Below are 17157 nucleotides of genomic sequence, written 5' to 3' on the forward strand. Positions count from 1 at the left end.
CTTTTTGAGTGGTGTTAGAATGTTAATTTTGGGGCGTTATTCTTAAGCCATTCTTTACATTCCGCGTAATCAGGCATTATCCGCTCTACTTCTTTCCAAAATAGTGGGGAGTGGTCTAGTTGCTTTAGATGGCACAATTCATGGACAACCACGTAGTCGACAATGCGGTTAGGAGCCATAACAATAATCCAGTTAAAATCTAAATCACCTTTAGGATTGCAGCTACCCCAACGGCTTTTGAAGGTTTTGATATTGACGGATTTAGGGGTAACTCCCATAACTTTTGCATAACGCCGAACCTTTTCCCTGAGTTTGAGTAATGCACTGCGTTTATACCAGCCTATAAGTGCTTCCCTTACTAAGTTTGAACGGACTGAACCTTCGGGGACAATAACGACTAATCGTCCTTGCACCAGCTTTACTGGCTCAAAACTGCCTGCATGTACCTTTAAGCGGTAATTGCGGCCAAGGTATGGCATTGCCTCACCAGAAACAAACTGCTTTTCTGATGAGGTAATTAGTACCTTGTGCTGGGCTATCTTATCGATAATCCATTGGTGTTTTTCTTGTAATATTCGCTCGATTCGTTCTATGGGTAATGCCTTGGGTACGACTACACTAACCATGCCTTCTTCAACTTTTATGGAGGCTGTTTTGGCCCTCGCTGTTCGGGTAACGCGGGCTTGATAACCTTTAGCTTGAATGAATTCAGCTTGTTTCATACTCATGGTCACTGCTTATTAAACTTGTGTTTTGCTAATTCCATAAATCTATCTTGCAGGTTAGATATCAACTCTAAGTTACTAAATGATGCATCAATAACGGCGCGTTTTATCTCTTTTTTCAACCGTTTTATCTCATCCCCCTTGTTAAAAAAGTCGACTATCTGCGTAGCTTCATCAAACATTGCGACAAGGTTTTGAGTAATCGTCTTTATCTCAATTAACTGGTGCTCGTCTATGACTTCAAAGTCGCTTGTTTGGGTTACTTCAGCAGTAAGTATGTTGTAGAAGGCAAACTCAGTTTCGGAAAGTCCTGCATCTTTTGCGGCTCTACGACGGTCTATCTCAATTGTGTCGACCATAGCCAATAAAAGCTCTAATTGCTGTTCCCATTGTCCAGCAGTCTTCTCGATAATGTCTCTGAGTCTTAGGCTGAGTGATTTGTAATACTCTGGGTCTTCCTCAAGCTTGACGGTAATATGGTGCTTAATCGCGCTTTCAATTTCAGAAGCTTTAGATTCAGTCGATTTTTCTGGTCGAATACTTTCTTTAAAATTTGCGGCAAGTAGGTCAATAGGCGGTATTTTGGGATCAACGCCTGTACTTAAAATATGTTCATCCACCAGCTTACGGACTTTAGCGCCGATATCAGTCATATCTAAACCAGCATCACGGTACTGGTTTCGCGCGGAATTATGGACTTTGCCCAACAGTTTCATATCGGCTAAAAATGGTGCGGCGGCAACATCGGGCAGAATGATGTTCATTTGCTTTGCAAATCGCTTAAATGCCATATCAAACTGTGCTCGAACAGTTTCCTCTTTGAGTGCCAGTACATAACTATCAACGTCTTTATTCTTGATATGTCTAAAAAATGAAATGGCGAGGGTGTGTGTAGCTTTTAGCTTGGGAATTTCATCTTTAAGGCTTTGATACGTGCCTTCTACATCATCATTGCTGAACATTTCCATCGCTTCGATAAGGTGGTTCGACAGCCCAAAGTAATCGACAATAAAGCCGCATTCTTTCTTTGCATAGGTACGGTTCACTCTAGCAATGGCCTGCATCAGCGTATGGTCTTGTAGTTTACGATCGATGTACATCACCTGTGCTATCGGTGCGTCAAACCCTGTCAGTAGCATGTCTTTCACGATTAAGAATGCGACAGGGTTTTCCGATAATGGTTTAGTAAAGTCTTGGATAATCTTCTTTTGCTTTGTCTTGTCGGTATGAACAGCAATATAAGCTTCATCGTTGTGATCACCCGAGATAATCACTTCACTAGGTGGCGCACCTAACTCATCTAAGGTCTTTTTAAATATGGTGGCCGCATGGCGACTACCCACCACTATCATGGCTTTAAAACCGTCTGGTTGTATGTGCTTTCGGTAGTGTTCAAGTAAGTCCATGCAAACCCAGCGAATGCGGGCAGGTGCTTCGCGAACTGCGCGCTCAACACCGTATTTTTGTTTAATCTCCCGCTGTTCTTCTTTGCTATAGCTACCAAAGTAAGCCTCAAACAGTTTGTCTAATGACTCTCCAGCGACTTCGGTCTTTACTTGGCGGCCTTCATACAAAATGCGAACTGTTGCGCCATCATCCACCGCTTGATTGATCTTGTATTCATCAATATAGCCCCCAAAAGCTTTATCCATTTTTTGGGTTTTTAGTAGTGGTGTGCCTGTAAACCCAATTTTAGGAGCGTTAGGTAGGGCAGCGTTAATGGTCATGGCAAGGCCGCCAAACTGAGTTCTATGGGCTTCATCGGCAAGAACGATAATTTTGTCACTCGGGTTTAAGTTAACAAAACCTTCGTTTTCATTGTTAGCACTCAGCTCTTTCTCTAGGTCTAAGAATTTTTGCACCATTGCAGTCACAAGATCCGAGCTGTCTTTTTTCAGCAGTGCTTTTAGCTCCGCAACTGAACCCGCGTTATAAATTGTTTCGCCTTGGGCGGCGCGGAAGGTGCTAGATAGTTGTTCATCTAACTGAGTACGATCAGTAATAAACACAAGTTTGTATTGCTTAAGCACAGGATCTCGGCGCATTTTAACAGCAAGCATGACCATGGTCAGCGATTTGCCGCTGCCTTGGGTATGCCATACCACGCCCGACTTCTCTTTGCGGTCTTGACCTGTTTTAAGGCGCTCAATGACTTTATTTACGGCTCTATATTGCTGGTAACGTGCCACCTTCTTAATCAGCTTGCCTTCAACTGGCTCAAATATAATGAAGTTTTGCAGTATATCGAGGAAGCTAGCAGGGCTGAATATACCTGCAATCAAACGTTGTTGTGCTGTTACCGCAGTGATTGCATCGTAGTTTGAGCTGGTGGTGGTGTACAGTGCTGGGTTATCGCTAACTTGCATATCGTCGAGGCTATTACGGCTAAAGGCCTGAGATAAATTCTGTTCGCTTAATGTGGTATCGGTAAATGGATAGGCATCTTTCCAATCAGCATAGTGAGATGCATTAGAGCTAATTGTGCCTACTTTGGCCTGATCGCGACAGGTCGATACCATCAGCTGGTTATACCAAAAAAGCCGCTGTGCGCCTTCATCATCGACGCTATTACGTAGGTTGGCATATCGGCGTAGTTGGTTAATCCCTTCGCTTATTGGTGCTGAGATGTAGGGGGATTTACATTCGATCACTGCCAGCGGTAAGCCATTAATAAAGCAAACAATATCAGGGATGATATTTTGGCTTACGCCTTCGACTTTAAACTGTGAAGTACAGATAAACTCATTGGCTGCAAGGTTATCAAAATCAATCAACTTAACGGTTTGGCCTTTACGCCCTTTACCAACGTCTTGCTCTACTGAAAGATAATTCACTAAGGTTTGATAGATGGCCTGATTGTATTCCATCAAGCCGACAAAGTTTGGATGGGTGATATCACGGCAAACCTTGCGCAGGTTTTCATCGTTGATCCAAGGGTTAATTCTTTTAATGGCGGCTTCGAGCCGTCCCATCAGCACGACATCCCGTAGATAGGGTCTTTCATGGTATTCAGGTGTGAGTTTAGCTCCCGCAATGTACTGCCAACCTAATAGCGATAATTGGGCAATAGCGGGTAACTCGACCTTATGTAGCTCATCCTGATCCATATCCATCCCTTTACCAGATGATTAAAGACATCTTTTGTATCTGATTTTTATACGATTGATTTTGATGCAATCATGCAGGCTCTTATATTACAGAGGCATAGCACAAATAACAGCTAACAAAATCAATTGAATACGGGGCAAATTCAAAAATATGTAAATTTGGACGATTTCCCCCCCACTGCAAGCCCCAAAAGCTCAGGCACAATCTCTTTTGTTGGTAGGGGCTCCTGCCAACGTAACCCTAAATTGGAGAAATAACATGAGTAATAAAACCCCAATGACCCCACAAGCAGCCGCTCGTATTCAAAGCTCAACTGCAACTCAAAACGGAGGAACTGTAGCTAAGGGTAGTTTTGCTGCAAAAGCGCAGAGTGCAGCGGCAAAGAATTCTGGCAATGGTAAGCAGGGAGGTAAGTAATTATGTCTAAACATGATGATGATAATCATAGCAATCAGCTTAATCCCAACAATGACGCTTACTGGCAGAGTCGAGGTGAAGATGAGCGTCCAGACGATTGGCAAGAACAGCTTGATGATGAATGAAAGGTTCAAGTTGTTGACGCTAAATCACCACTAAAGTTAACGACATTACAGCGTTCAACCAAAAGGTGGCGTCTCCAAAGTTAATAGGTAAAAGGCCATGGGGATGAAATGGCCTTTTATTTTTTGATAAGTGCTGAATGATAGTGTTCAAAGTATGTAGGGTAGTTAGCAAGCACACTCTTTATTATTGGAATAACCTGTTTATCTGGTTGTAATGCTAAAAAATCATCTACAGCTCTAGCAATTCGAAAATAGTCAATGATTGGCTCAGGGTTATAATCACCTAATGATATTACTAAAGCTTCAACAAACAGCCTCATTTTTTCATTGGATGGTATGTTGATGCCTTTTCGCCAATCTTTGAGCCGATTGTATTGTCGGTCGTTGAGCAGTTCATCACTTTCTCCTGAATCTTCTATATAAATAAAGGTAGCTATTTCTCGCCAGCCTAAAACTGTGCCATGATCAGCTAACCGCTGTTTTATTGCCTCCAGCATGGCACTGAAACAGGTATAGGCATAACTTTCATGCGAGTAAATGTCTAATGTTGTTGAAAAAATTCCTTTATAATTATTAAGCTCAATATTTCCATCGTGTCTGTGCTCATACAGAGCAATTCCTATTTCAAAGTGGGCAATTGCGCTAAGATAAAAGTCAAATATCAGGTGATAAACAGCTCCTATGAGTAATGTCGCATTTTCATTTTGTAGATACTTGGGGTTGTCTGGGGTGGCTGCGAATTCGCTATAAATATTGAGTGTTTCAACTGAAACTAAGCTTTGGTGTTGCCATGTAGTTTGCTGAGCTTGCCAAATGGCATTGCTATCGTCCTTGTTCATTTTCCCTTGTTTAATCTGTTGCTTTATTTCTTTCATCATACAGTAATCGGCATCTGCCCGTAATTGCAGAAAATCAAGCAAGGTATTCAGTTCTGTATCATAGGTTGATTGTTTAAAACCATTCACCAAAGGCCACCAAATGCAAGCGTTTGAGCCTACTTTTCCGGCTTTGATTGTTTTTAAAAGCAACGAGAATGATTGAAGTTTTTGATATGGTATTGGTAATTTTTTAACCCAAGAAGTGAGCTTGTTAATGCTGGGTTTTGCTACGCCTTCAGTAGCCAAATTTGAACGTGAGCTTCTGCCAATGTTTAAAAGTATGCCGCTTTGTTTTTCAATGATTGGGACTACTTTTACAAAGTTATTGGGTAGCTTAAGTAACCCTGTAACGGTAGTTGGCGAAGGGAGAAACACACTCTCAAACTTTATGGATTTAAGCACATATTTACCATCCTTGTTTGGCTTAAACATACTCTTCCTTTAGCTTACTACGGGTTATACGAGCGGTTTGCGCCCAAGGTGAATGGGCAATACTACTTGATGACACCGTCGCCTGTGATAGGGATAAATATGAACTAGATAGGCTTACTCTTTCAATAAAATAAAGTGTTCAATCAAGCGGATCATCAGTTCTTTTTGGTCTGGCAAACTTTCGGCCACCAGCAAAGCTAAAGCCACTAAGGTCGTGTCATTAATTTGCTCGCTCACGGGTTTAGCTAACAGATGCTGATTTTGCTGTAAGTACCACAAAAAGAGAAATGAACCTGTGCGCTTATTACCATCGGCAAAGGGATGATTTTTGATGATGAAATACAATAGATGGGCGGCGCGGCTAGCCACATTCGGGTAAAACCATTCGCCACCAAACCCTTGTTCAATGGTCGCAATGCTGGAAGCTAAGCCATTGCCCCGTAGCTGAGCAAACAAGTCAGTCGCTTCACCTTTTGCTATCAGATTCGTTTTTAAGGCTGCAATTGCGGCTAATACCTCATCAAGCGCCAAAGGCTGCATCTGTTGCTGTTTGTGGGTGATTTCCGTCAGGCTTTGCTCATCATAGCCTTGTAGTAGCGACCAAGAGCGGGCGTACTCGGCAATTACGTTCACAACCGCTTGACCGTCTGGATTGATCAGGGCTTGGTTGGTTAAGGTCTTTGAAAGGAGGGCTAATGCTTGGTTAAACTCAATACCACGCTGTACAAGGCGTTGCTGGTTTAGGGTGTAACCTTGGAGTAAATGCTGCTTTAAGGTATTGGTTGCCCACTGGCGGAACTGCACACCGCGTTTGGACTTTACCCGATAGCCAACAGAAATAATCACATCAAGGTTAAAGTATTGAGTTTGGTAGGTTTTACCATCATCAGCAGTACGTGCAAATATTGCACATACTGAATCCCGCTCTAGTTCGCCCTCTTTAAAGACGTTGTTGATATGCTTAGTGATCACCGAACGCTCACGGTCGAACAATACACAAATTTCCGCTTGGGTTAACCAAACCGTCTCGGTATCGACAGCCACAGTCAGCTGTAACTGACCGTCTTGACTGATAAAAATATCATGTTGTGATAGTTGGTGATCCACTGTTTATCCTCTTAACTCAAGGGGCTGTACTGTTGATGTTGCGTATCTTTGCTACAGCGGTCAATGCTTTGTCGTCCCTTGGGATTAGACAACTGAATCGTTATCGACCTTAACCCGCACTTTGCCCGTCAATAGATCCTGCATAAGGGCTTTTTTGTTATCTTGAACTTTAGATAGTTTCTCTTGCTTTATTGCTATCCAACTATCCAAAGAATCCAATGTTTTTACTATCTGATGCATTTCCTCTATTGGCGGAATTGCTACTTTAGTATTGCGAATTGACATTAAATTCAACCCAGCTTTAGCTCCAGAATCATTATTGGCTGTAAATTGTTTCTGGGAGTTTTCATATGAAAGAAAGTGCCCTACCCAGCGTGAAATTTCTGGATTATTCAATCTAACTAGAGATATATGCTGATTTACATATGCTTCGCCTAAGTCATCATTAACAACAGCAATAATTCCTAAGTCAGCAGTTATCGAAATTAACACATCTCCTGTTTTGACTAATGTCCTTTTTCCTTCTGCGGAATTGGGGGGCGTAACATGTACGACATCTTTAAATCTAAAATTTATATGTTCACGAGTTAGGTTACCAATTCGAATAAACATAGCCCCTGATTTAGAGTAATACTCAGCCCAACCTCGAGAGCCACTCGTTATGAACGATGCTAATTCTCCCAGTGAGCTAACTTCCCAGTTTTTTGGGATTCTGCCAACGGGGGAGTCTTTAAATTCGATGTGGGGCACATATTTATCACCGTGCTTGGTGCCTACACCATTCGTGAGCAGTGTTTGCATCATGGCGGTTTTAAGGTCTTTAAGCTTATCGATTTGTGCTTGAGTCTTTTCAATCACCTCATCCACTGACGTCAAAATCGCAGCAATCTTTCGCTGTTCAGAGAGTGGGGGGAGAGGCACTAAGTGCCTTCTCAATGTACTAATGCTAATTGCAGGCTGAGCTGTTTCTGTTAACAGTTTACCAAGTTCACCATTTAGCTGCATGAAATGTAAATGGCTAACTAAAAAATAATTTGACGCAACATCTTTATTAACAGTCATTTTTAAAGAGTTACCAGCGAGAATACCCACAGGATGACCTTTAGGTATGATTGCACATGCACCAGCATTCATACCAATTTTGGCCATTAATATATCGCTAGGAGCTGCTGAGCTTCTAATTTGCTCCTGATATTTTTCTTGGTCTACAAATACATAGTTCTTTTTAATAAATCGATTTGACGTAACGAAACCACTTTGAAAAACGGGTATACCAGTCTCTCTATAGTGCTCTGTTTTTAAATTACTACCAAACGGACCATCTACAACACCGTGTTTGCCATTACAAATATCTGAGATGCTAATCAAACACCACTCTTCTGGAACCAAATTACTCATAACCTAGTTCCTTCAGGTAGCCCTGCATCTCTTGCTCTGCTTCGGCTACTTCTGCATCAAGCTGATGCAATGATACTTGGTACTTGTCCCACCAGCGCTCTAGTTGGCCGACAATTGCTCCTGCATTGTCGGCATTCCCGCCGTCCATGGCGGTCAGCCCACTAGTTTCACTATTTACTAGCTCTGTACTCTCTATTCGCTCAAGGCTGTTTTCAACAAGCGGGCGGATCTGTTCTTTGGTTTCGATTTCGGCTTTAAATGCGTAATAGCCATCATTAGCTTTATCGAACACAGCCGAAACATCGAAGCCTTTGAGGATCTCTTGTTGAATGTATTCATCTTCCACTTCACGCACCGGAATACCGCCGTGCAATATGGCGCGTACATCGAAGATCTCTGCTGGTGGCGAGGTGTCGGCGTAGCGGCGAATATTGAGGTTGTAATCGTTGTCTGCGATCTCGCTAAGCTCAACCACTTTTGAGTAGCGTGACAGCTCGGTGTAATTGTCAAAAGTCTCGACTATCTTGGCGATATCTTGTGGGCGCAGTTTGTTTTGGTTCTTGCCTTCTTCAAACTCAAGCTCGCTGTTGATGAACAACACCTTTCCTCTACGAGCTATTGGCTTCTGCTTGTTGATGATAAGCAAACACGCAGGAATGCCTGTGCCATAGAATAAACCTGAAGGTAGGCCGATCACCGCTTCTAATAAGTCGTCTTCGAGTATGCCTTTGCGAATATCTTTTTCGCTTGAGCCTCGAAACAGCACACCATGGGGCATTACAACGCCGACCATGCCATCATCATTGGTACTGGCGATCATATGCTGCACAAAGGCTAGGTCGCCAGCATCTTTCGGTGGGGTGCCATAGGGGAAGCGGCCAAATTTATCCTTATCGCAGTCTTCTTTGCCCCATTTCGATAACGAAAATGGTGGATTGGCAATCACGCGATTAAAGGTCATTAGACTGCCATCGAGCGTATGCTTAGGCTCGCGCAGGGTATCGCCCTTGCGAATGTCGGCACTTTGTACCCCGTGCAAAAACATGTTCATCTTACAGATTGCCCATGTATTGAGGTTCATCTCTTGGCCGTATAAAGACAGGTTAGCGGCATTCTCGTTATGGGTCGCAAGATAATTACGCATTTGGATCAGCATACCGCCCGAACCCACTGTTGGGTCGTAAATTCGCATGCCTGCATGGGGCTTTAGCAATGCCACCAGCAGTTGCACCACTTCGCTCGGGGTATAGAACTCACCACCTTTTTTACCCGCACTATCGGCAAACATTTTAATCAAATATTCGTAGGCGGTGCCGAGTAAATCGGGGCGTTCGAAATCACTATTGCGCAGGCGGTACTTGTTAAAGTGGCTGAGCAGGTCGCGTAGCTTATTATCGGAGAGCTTGTTTTTAATGTTGAAGTCAATAGAGACTAACACGCCCTCAAGGTTTGGGTTGTGCTCTTCAATGGCTTCAGCGGCGGTATTGAGCGCCTCACCTATGTTGTGCTTTAAGTCTTTAAGCGCTGACCAGCGGGCAACGTCAGGAATATAGAAGGTGCTGTCGTACTCATCTTCATCACTGGCTAAGGCTTCGGCCTCGACTTGGGTTTTACCTTTGGCAAGGTAGTATTCGATCACCTGTTCACGGGCTTCATCGAATGAATCCGATAGACGCTTAAGGAACATCATGCCGAAGATGTAGTCTTTGAACTCTGATGCATCCATATTGCCGCGAAGAATATCCGCCGTTTCCCAGAGGAAAGACTCTAACTGTTGAAGAGTGATTTGATTTGGCACTGGTTTTCTCTAATGAATTTGGTAAGCACTGTGGGTTAAGTGATGCTGATAAAAGTACCCTGTGCATTGATGCGCCAAAGTGTACTGATAAGGGGGGGAGGGTACAACGCTATGATGCGGAAATATGCGCTGTGCGGCAAAGTCGTACCGTTGGTGCTTGATTGCTTCTACTTTTACTCTATGAATTTGATTTTACAAACTGTAAACATGGCTTGTTGTTAAAATGTTAACCGTATCATTGTTTTGGATCTTATGCAGGTTTTAGTTGAGTTTTCCTCACTCTTTGCCAGTGTATAATTTTGTTTTACATGCATTTTTGTTGGCGTCTGGTTTTGGGCTGATGTTGTTGTGATCCACTCATAGCTGATCCACGTTTCAGCGTGAGATCCACTTCGGTTTCTGTCTAATTGTTTTAAAATTGTTAGTGTTTTCATGCTCTGCTTGAACTCGTTTGAAAGCGTTTTACTTTATTTGGGGTGAGTTCTTTACTGTAATTCTTGGCAAGGTAGCTGATCCTGTGAATTGCAGACTCAACACTTTTAAGCCCGTTGCGTTCAATTTTATAGCTTGCCGACTCAGGTAACCATGCTGAAGTGTCTGGATGCAAATAGCATGCTTTCTGAACCTGTTGAAATGCGCCCCAGCCTGACTTGGCTTTATGCCCATTGAGTAGAATGAAGCAGTGATAATGCGCTTTGTCGCTTCTTGGTGTTTGTTCTCGTACCCAAAATAACCATGCTTTAGATTGGTACTTCTTATCTAGGTATCTCAACAGGGTTTTGCGGTATTTGCTGATTACGCTGTTATTGGGTGTTTCGGTATAGACTCGTAGATCGAATCTGACGAGTAGGATTTTAGAATAGTGACTCAGAGCTGTTAGCAGTTGATCAATCGCTGCACTCATAATGCTGGAGCTGATGCCGTGTTCAAAGCTCATCACTTTAAATAAGGTTTCTTGATATAGAAAATCTTCTAAGGGAAAGCGAAGAGCGGAAATATTATAAATAACCTGCTCGTAGTGAGGGTTGTAAAGTGGCGTAAAGCGAGACCTACCATAGTATTGCAGATGCTTAGACTGCATTTTTTTGCTGGTTAAACGTGATTTAGAGCCTGCATTCGTCAGCATTTAATCGCACTCGGTTGAGCTTTGTCGCAGTTTGTTGCGTTTACAGGCCAAAAGAAGGCGGCAAGTGCCGCCTTGGTTAGCTATTACTTAGTGCCGTTTAGCCAGTTGATATAACTTGATTCAGACCAACCAATAGTTCGATTTTGACTTTTGATGGGTTGAATAAAGACCTTTCTTTTTACTCGTCTGTACAGTGTTGTTCTATCTATGCCGAGTAATTGGCACATTTCAGTGATTCGGATTATTCGCTCCATCGGTCGCTGCTGGTTGAGCAATTGGGCAAATTGAGTTCTTTTACTCGGTTTCATACCTCGCCCCCTCAGTAACTTGTTCGGATAGTTCTCCGCCAGAGTGAACCCATTGCATCAGTTCTGAAAGACGCCAACCGACAGAACGATTTCCAAGTTTTATGCGTTTAGGGAAACGGTTAAGTCTTTCTAGCTGAAAAGCTTGTGAGCGGCTGATAGACGTGATTAGTTTACGCTCTGTTTCTCGTACTATACGGTCTTGAATGGCTGAATTTTCGATACTAAAGAGGGACATAGATGCTCCTATAGATTGTCTCTGTTTGGCTTAGGAGTATCTTGCCTGTTTGCAATTGTGATTTCGGGGTAAAAACGAAATTTGATTTTTACCCCAAATTTAATCCCTTAAATATCCTGCATTTTAGTGCCTAACGCCCACGTATTTTGCCTGATATTCGCAAATAGTTGCATTAGATGAGATTCGTTGCTGAGAATCTTGCGATAAAACGGTGCATAGGTTTTTTTATATAGCTCGATTCTAGGCTCTTGTTTAGATTCTTCCCCAAGCAGTAATTCACTCAATACATTTTGTGTAAATTCCAGCTTTTGCCAATTATCTTCATAAAAAGGGATATGGTTATAGCAATACATCATGAGATCAAGGTAGGGGATCAACTTATAAGTCAGCAGTTTTTTGAAGGTTTTCTCATTTGCTTGAAAATTGTCAGGCGTTTGGGGTTCTGGGATTGATAGGGTTTTGCGCAGCTGATTAATCAGGAACTCACAGTCACCCAATATCGCTTTATTGGGTTTAGTTAAGTCTATACCTAACACGGTTAAGTCTCGAACCTGCCCCAGCAAAGGCACGAGTAGTTGCGGCTCTAAGTCTAAGTAGTCATCACCACTGCGGAGTTTAATCTCTTCAGTTATCCCGAGAAGATCAACATGGTTCAATGCGATGACTGTCGGAAGGTCTGGTTGTGTAACCGGATTCGAATTGATGATGACATAACCCTGCTGGATCAGTTGCCACCGTTTACTGTCAGTCAGTTTTCTACCATTAGGAAAAGTCGGTGTGTTGTGAAGGGTCAACCTGAGTTCTAGCTCATTAAGAAATTGCGCAGCAGTGAGATCAGCAAGGCAATCATAGTTCTTAATTGAAAACCAATTAGGCCATTTGGGATGGTCTGATGTTTTAATTCGTATTGAGTTAGCTGCGGATGTTTGCATCGATATAAACTCGGCAAGGAATTATCTCGGGGTACACATGGGGGTACATATAATGCGAAAAGGGGCTAGCCATAGCAGGCTAACCCCTTTCATAACAATCACTTAATCTAAATGATTAGTTCATGCCGTATTTCTTTAATTTTTTACGCAGAGTACCACGGTTGATACCTAGCATGTTTGCTGCGCGGGTTTGGTTGCCGCGAGTGTGTTGCATGATGATGTCAAGCAGAGGTGCTTCAACTTCACTTAGCACCATTTCATACACTTCTTGTGCTTCCTGACCGTCCAACTGTGCGAAGAAGTTAGTTACGGCACGCTTAACAGCGTCACGTAATAACTGGGGCTTGATAGTGCCGTTTGCGGTTTCGATTTTGCCAACGGTAAGCTGGTGAACTTCTGTGTTAGTTGTCTGATCAAACATTCTATTCTGCTCTTTATTAATTCTGTACTAATTCATCAAAATAATATTCCACCAGGGAATACTGTTCTGCAGCGGTTTCCAGCTGATTAAAGTCAGCCCGGAACTGGCGCTGATCCTCTTGGTCTAGGTACCATCCAATATGCTTTCTGGCGAAGCGGATACCCTTATATTCACCATACAAATCATAAAGTTTGGTGAGGTGTTCCAGCATCACTTGACGCTGTTCAGTCACCTCAATGGGCGCTAGCTTATTACCCGTATCCAAGTAGTGCTGGATTTCTCTGAAAATCCAAGGCCGTCCTTGAGCACCCCGTCCTATCATCAGAGCATCGACACCGGTATAGTCCAGCACGAAGCGGGCTTTCTCCGGACTGTCGATATCCCCATTCGCGACAACAGGAATCGAGACATTCTGTTTAATTGCTTTGATGGTGTCGTACTCGGCGTCGCCTCTGTACATGCATTGTCTCGTGCGGCCGTGAACGGCGAGCGAGGCGATACCACAATCCTCAGCAATCTGGGCGATTTGAACACCGTTCCTGTGTTCAGGCTCCCAACCTGTGCGAATCTTTAACGTGACAGGCACCTCTACTGCAGCGACCACGGCTTGTAAAATTTCTTTCACTAAGGGTGGATTTTGCATTAGGGCAGAACCTGCCAGCTTTTTATTCACTTTTTTTGCCGGGCATCCCATGTTGATATCAATGATGTGGGCACCTTGTTCGACGTTGAACTGGGCGGCCTGCGCCATTAACTCTGGATCTGCACCTGCAATTTGCACTGAGCGAATACCTTCCTCGCCGGAATGCGTCATACGCTGGCGGCTCTTATCTGTGTCCCAAACTTCAGGATTCGATGAAAGCATCTCCGACACCGCTAAGGCTGCACCATAACGAAGACAGAGATTACGGAAAGCTTGATCGGTGACACCTGCCATTGGTGCCACGATCAGCTGATTCTTCAGTTGATAGGGTCCAATCTGCATTTACTGTTTCACCTTAGCTCTTCAAAGGGGCGCTATAGTAGCCCTTTTTATTGGCCGTGAAAAGGTCAATAAATGACCTAGGAGCAATTTTTTTTCTTGACTTTTTAGCCTTGAGAAGTCATCGACAAAATAAGCCTAAGCCAGTGGTGGCGCATGTTGCGCCACCCTTTAGCGTTATTTGCGCTTACCTGTCAAGCGGCTCCAATCTTCTTTGTGAGCCGCTTCGTCCATGTCGAACCATTGGCTATAGAAGTCAGAGATTTCTTGCGCTTGCTCTTTAAGCAGTCCTGAGAGGGCTAATTTACCGCCAGATTTGACGCGCTCGGCGATAAGGGGGGCAAGTTCACGCAGTGGGCCTGCGAGAATATTGGCAACTAACACATCGGCCTTAAGATCGGCGGGTTGATCTTCTGGCAGATAAAGTGCTAATTGGTCGGCAACATCATTACGCTCGGCATTGGCTTTAGAGGCTTCGATGGCTTGATAGTCGATATCGATACCTGTGACCTTTTTTGCGCCCAGTTTCAGCGCCGCCACGGCGAGAATGCCTGAGCCGCAGCCAAAGTCGATCACTTCTTCGTTGCTGAGATCTAAGCTATCTAACCACTCTAAACACAGTGCTGTCGTTGGGTGAGTGCCTGTGCCGAAGGCAAGGCCCGGATCTAAGATCACGTTCACTGCGCTTGGATCGGGAACTTCACGCCAGCTTGGGCAAATCCATAGGCGTTTACCAAATTGGATTGGGTGGTAGTTATCCATCCACTCGCGAACCCAGTCTTTATCTTCAATTTGCTCGATTTTGTGGCTGAAGTGCTCGCCTAAAAACGGCAGGGTTTTCAGCATCTCGATAGTCGGTGCGAGATCTGTGTCAGCCTCGAACAGGGCAACCACTACGGTATCTTGCCACAGAGGGGTTTCGCCCAGTTTAGGCTCAAAAATCGGGGTGTCTTTACCATCTTCAAAGGTAATAGAAACGGCGCCTTCTTCCATAAGTAAGTCGCTGATGGTTTCAGCATCGTCACTGTTAGTGTTAATGCGAAGTTGGATCCAAGGCATGGGTAAAATCCTGTGGCTAGGTTTAAAAAATATCGCGCTATTGTATACCCAAACTGCGCTAATTTGCAGAATTCGATGGCAATTAAACGTTAGCGATGGTGAGGAGGTGGGTTGAGGGATTTGCGCTAGCAATCTAGGGGTTTTGGGTAGTAAATGAAGTTTATTTCAGCATGGACAAGGAGTTAGCTTGTCAGCTGTTGGTTGTACGCAAAATCGAACCGCTCGTTTCGATTTTTAATATAAAGCCATGAAATATAATGGTTAATTGGTTTTACCTTTGTTTGGTTTTTACGACTTTTTTGTGATCCTCTTCTAAGAGTTGACGCTTATCCCGTGAGTTGCCTCACGCTTTAAATCTGTGACACTCAGCCGCGTTTTTTGTTGCTGCTATGGTGTAGTTTGCAAAGAGGCGTCAACAAACCATTAAAGGGTAAAAGCAAGATGACAAGCGTAACGCGCGTTCACACTAGCGTGAAAACACAGGGGATAGGTCACCCTTGGTCGGCTAAGGCCGATAGATTACAGAGCGCGACTGGTATTATGCTGGGCTGCTTTCTGTTGTTACATATGCATTTCGAGTCGAGCATTCTGCTGGGTAAAGAGGCCTTTTACTATGTGGTGCAGTTGCTCGAAGGCGGTATGTTTAGCAGTACGGGCCATGGCTTTCCGATTGTCACTAAAGTCTTCTCAGTGTTTATGCTGCTCGTGGTGATTCTACATGCAGCCGTTGCTCTTAGACGGTTTCCGGCGCAGCTTGGGCAGTGGCGAGCGTTGCGATCACATTTAGGTGGCATTAAACATCGCGATACCCATGCTTGGTTTTGGCAGTTGATCACGGGTTTTATTCTGTTTTTCCTGGTGCCAGTGCACCTCTTTACCATGATCTTAAATCCTGAAATTGGTCCACATTTATCGGCCGAGCGTGTCTATCACGATAATGCTTGGTTGCTCTACGCCCTGTTGCTGCCCGCGGTCGTCATCCACGCCATGATTGGTTTATACCGAGTGGCGGTTAAGTGGGGCATCACGACCCAGCGCTCCGGCTTACGTAAGCTTGCTAAGGTATTGATTATCTATTTGTTATGCCTAGGTGGTGCGAGCTTAGTCTCCTATATGTTTATCGGTAGTGAGCTAAGTGTGCCGGTGCAGCCTTATGTGCCCCATTGATTGAAATCCAATTCTGCTGCGTTTATCCCTGATGGATTTGGGCGCAGCAGGATTTTGTTTCGCTGCTAATATTTAAGCATTCGATTAATTATTCGCCTCCTAGTTGATCTAACTCAGGTTTTTTGATGGATTTGTGAGCGATATTAATTTTCGAGGACAACTTATTAAGCAGGGCTCTCAGGAGCCTGCGGCGCGAGGCGAAAGCAATGGCAATCAAACTAAGTATAAAAAAATGGAGTGCGTGGCTGGATTTAAGCCAGAGTTTGTCGGGTGTCATTCTGGCGGTGTTTTTGTGGACCCACTTAGTGCTGGTGTCGTCCATTTTATTGGGTGGCGATGCCATGAACTGGGTGGCTCGCACTATGGAGCTAAGTTTTCTCTCCAGTGATGGCCATGGCTATCCCTGGGTGGTGACTTGTATTGCCGTCGGTATTGCCGCCCTTGCATTGGTGCATGTGATTGTGGCACTGCAAAAGTTACCCATGAGTTTGCGCCAGCAAAGAGCGCTCAAACAACAGATGCAAGTGATCAATCACAGTGATACTCGCCTCTGGCGTTGGCAGGCCATTACGGGCGTGGTGATCCTGTTATTGCTGCCAGTGCATCTGTGGCTTATTGGCTCGGCGCCAGAAACCATAGGCCCGCAGGGCAGTGCAGAGCGGATTTGGAACCAAGGCGTGTGGATGGTGTATCTGCCGCTATTGCTGACGGTGGAGTTACATGCAGCCATCGGGATTTACCGCGTAGCACTGAAGTGGGGGGCGGCGCGGGATCTCAATAGTCGCAGCCGTTTACGTAAGATTAAAACCATTGTGAGTATCGCGTTTGTCACTGTAGGGATTGCCTCCTTATTGGCATTTTTACCCCACGCGAGTTAGCGAATATAACAAAAGTGTGTTGTCCTAAAACAATAACAGCAGTACCCGTTAAGGAGCAGGC

The 17157-nt window shown here is 44.2% G+C and carries 16 protein-coding genes; 4 read left to right on the forward strand and 12 right to left on the reverse strand.

What is annotated here, in order from left to right; genetic code table 11:
* Positions 1–14 precede the first annotated feature (14 nt).
* Together N7386_RS02075 and N7386_RS02080 are read right to left on the reverse strand one after the other, a co-directional pair.
* The gene (locus N7386_RS02075; RefSeq protein WP_279766897.1) at positions 15–728 is read right to left on the reverse strand and encodes a SprT family zinc-dependent metalloprotease; all 714 of its coding nucleotides are present in this window, start codon (positions 726–728) and stop codon (positions 15–17) included.
* Positions 729–730: 2 nt separating this feature from the next.
* A complete protein-coding gene (locus tag N7386_RS02080) occupies positions 731–3838 on the reverse strand; it encodes a type I restriction endonuclease subunit R (RefSeq protein ID WP_279766898.1) in 3108 nt (1035 codons plus the stop codon).
* Between the two features lie 253 nt (positions 3839–4091).
* Here N7386_RS02080 and N7386_RS02085 point away from each other — a divergent pair, with 253 nt between their 5' ends.
* Together N7386_RS02085 and N7386_RS02090 are read left to right on the forward strand one after the other, a co-directional pair.
* Positions 4092–4250, forward strand: a complete 159-nt coding sequence (locus N7386_RS02085; protein WP_249553325.1) for a hypothetical protein — start codon at positions 4092–4094, stop codon at positions 4248–4250.
* A gap of 2 nt (positions 4251–4252) precedes the next feature.
* Positions 4253–4375 carry a hypothetical protein gene (locus tag N7386_RS02090; RefSeq protein WP_258405884.1) on the forward strand — a complete coding sequence of 41 codons (123 nt, stop codon included), beginning with the start codon at positions 4253–4255 and terminating at the stop codon, positions 4373–4375.
* A 116-nt stretch (positions 4376–4491) separates the two neighbouring features.
* Here N7386_RS02090 and N7386_RS02095 read toward each other — a convergent pair whose 3' ends face one another.
* The 10 genes from N7386_RS02095 to prmA all read right to left on the reverse strand — a co-directional run bounded on the left by N7386_RS02095 (position 4492) and on the right by prmA (position 15051).
* Positions 4492–5685, reverse strand: coding sequence for a hypothetical protein (locus tag N7386_RS02095; protein ID WP_249553327.1), 1194 nt, complete (start codon positions 5683–5685; stop codon positions 4492–4494).
* A gap of 114 nt (positions 5686–5799) precedes the next feature.
* Entirely contained in the window at positions 5800–6792 is a 993-nt protein-coding gene (rhuM, locus tag N7386_RS02100) for a RhuM family protein (protein WP_249553329.1), read from the reverse strand.
* Positions 6793–6876: 84 nt separating this feature from the next.
* Complete coding sequence (locus tag N7386_RS02105; RefSeq protein ID WP_279766899.1) at positions 6877–8190, reverse strand: restriction endonuclease subunit S; 1314 nt, start codon at positions 8188–8190, stop codon at positions 6877–6879.
* Positions 8183–9988, reverse strand: a complete 1806-nt coding sequence (locus N7386_RS02110) for a type I restriction-modification system subunit M (RefSeq protein WP_279766900.1) — start codon at positions 9986–9988, stop codon at positions 8183–8185. The genes N7386_RS02105 and N7386_RS02110 overlap by 8 nt, the downstream gene beginning before the upstream one ends.
* A 430-nt stretch (positions 9989–10418) precedes the next feature.
* Positions 10419–11114: an inovirus-type Gp2 protein gene (locus N7386_RS02115; protein WP_279766901.1), complete on the reverse strand. Its 696-nt coding sequence runs from the start codon at positions 11112–11114 to the stop codon at positions 10419–10421.
* A 294-nt stretch (positions 11115–11408) separates the two neighbouring features.
* On the reverse strand, positions 11409–11657 hold the full coding sequence (locus N7386_RS02120) for an AlpA family transcriptional regulator (RefSeq protein WP_279766902.1): 249 nt from the start codon (positions 11655–11657) through the stop codon (positions 11409–11411).
* A 107-nt stretch (positions 11658–11764) separates the two neighbouring features.
* A complete protein-coding gene (locus tag N7386_RS02125; protein ID WP_279766903.1) occupies positions 11765–12589 on the reverse strand; it encodes a DUF6387 family protein in 825 nt (274 codons plus the stop codon).
* A 115-nt stretch (positions 12590–12704) separates the two neighbouring features.
* On the reverse strand, positions 12705–13010 hold the full coding sequence (gene fis / locus N7386_RS02130; protein WP_006083371.1) for a DNA-binding transcriptional regulator Fis: 306 nt from the start codon (positions 13008–13010) through the stop codon (positions 12705–12707).
* 16 nt (positions 13011–13026) lie between these two features.
* Entirely contained in the window at positions 13027–13995 is a 969-nt protein-coding gene (gene dusB, locus N7386_RS02135) for a tRNA dihydrouridine synthase DusB (RefSeq protein ID WP_279766904.1), read from the reverse strand.
* Between the two features lie 174 nt (positions 13996–14169).
* A complete protein-coding gene (gene prmA / locus N7386_RS02140; RefSeq protein WP_011621206.1) occupies positions 14170–15051 on the reverse strand; it encodes a 50S ribosomal protein L11 methyltransferase in 882 nt (293 codons plus the stop codon).
* 441 nt (positions 15052–15492) lie between these two features.
* On the opposite strand from prmA, the gene N7386_RS02145 reads away from it, so the two are divergent.
* Both N7386_RS02145 and N7386_RS02150 read left to right on the forward strand, forming a co-directional pair.
* The gene (locus N7386_RS02145; protein WP_279766905.1) at positions 15493–16218 is read left to right on the forward strand and encodes a fumarate reductase cytochrome b subunit; all 726 of its coding nucleotides are present in this window, start codon (positions 15493–15495) and stop codon (positions 16216–16218) included.
* Positions 16219–16424: 206 nt separating this feature from the next.
* Positions 16425–17096 carry a fumarate reductase cytochrome b subunit gene (locus N7386_RS02150; protein ID WP_011621208.1) on the forward strand — a complete coding sequence of 224 codons (672 nt, stop codon included), beginning with the start codon at positions 16425–16427 and terminating at the stop codon, positions 17094–17096.
* The last annotated feature ends 61 nt before the right edge of the window (positions 17097–17157 follow it).

Source organism: Shewanella sp. GD04112, from assembly GCF_029835735.1.
Classification (GTDB): domain Bacteria; phylum Pseudomonadota; class Gammaproteobacteria; order Enterobacterales; family Shewanellaceae; genus Shewanella.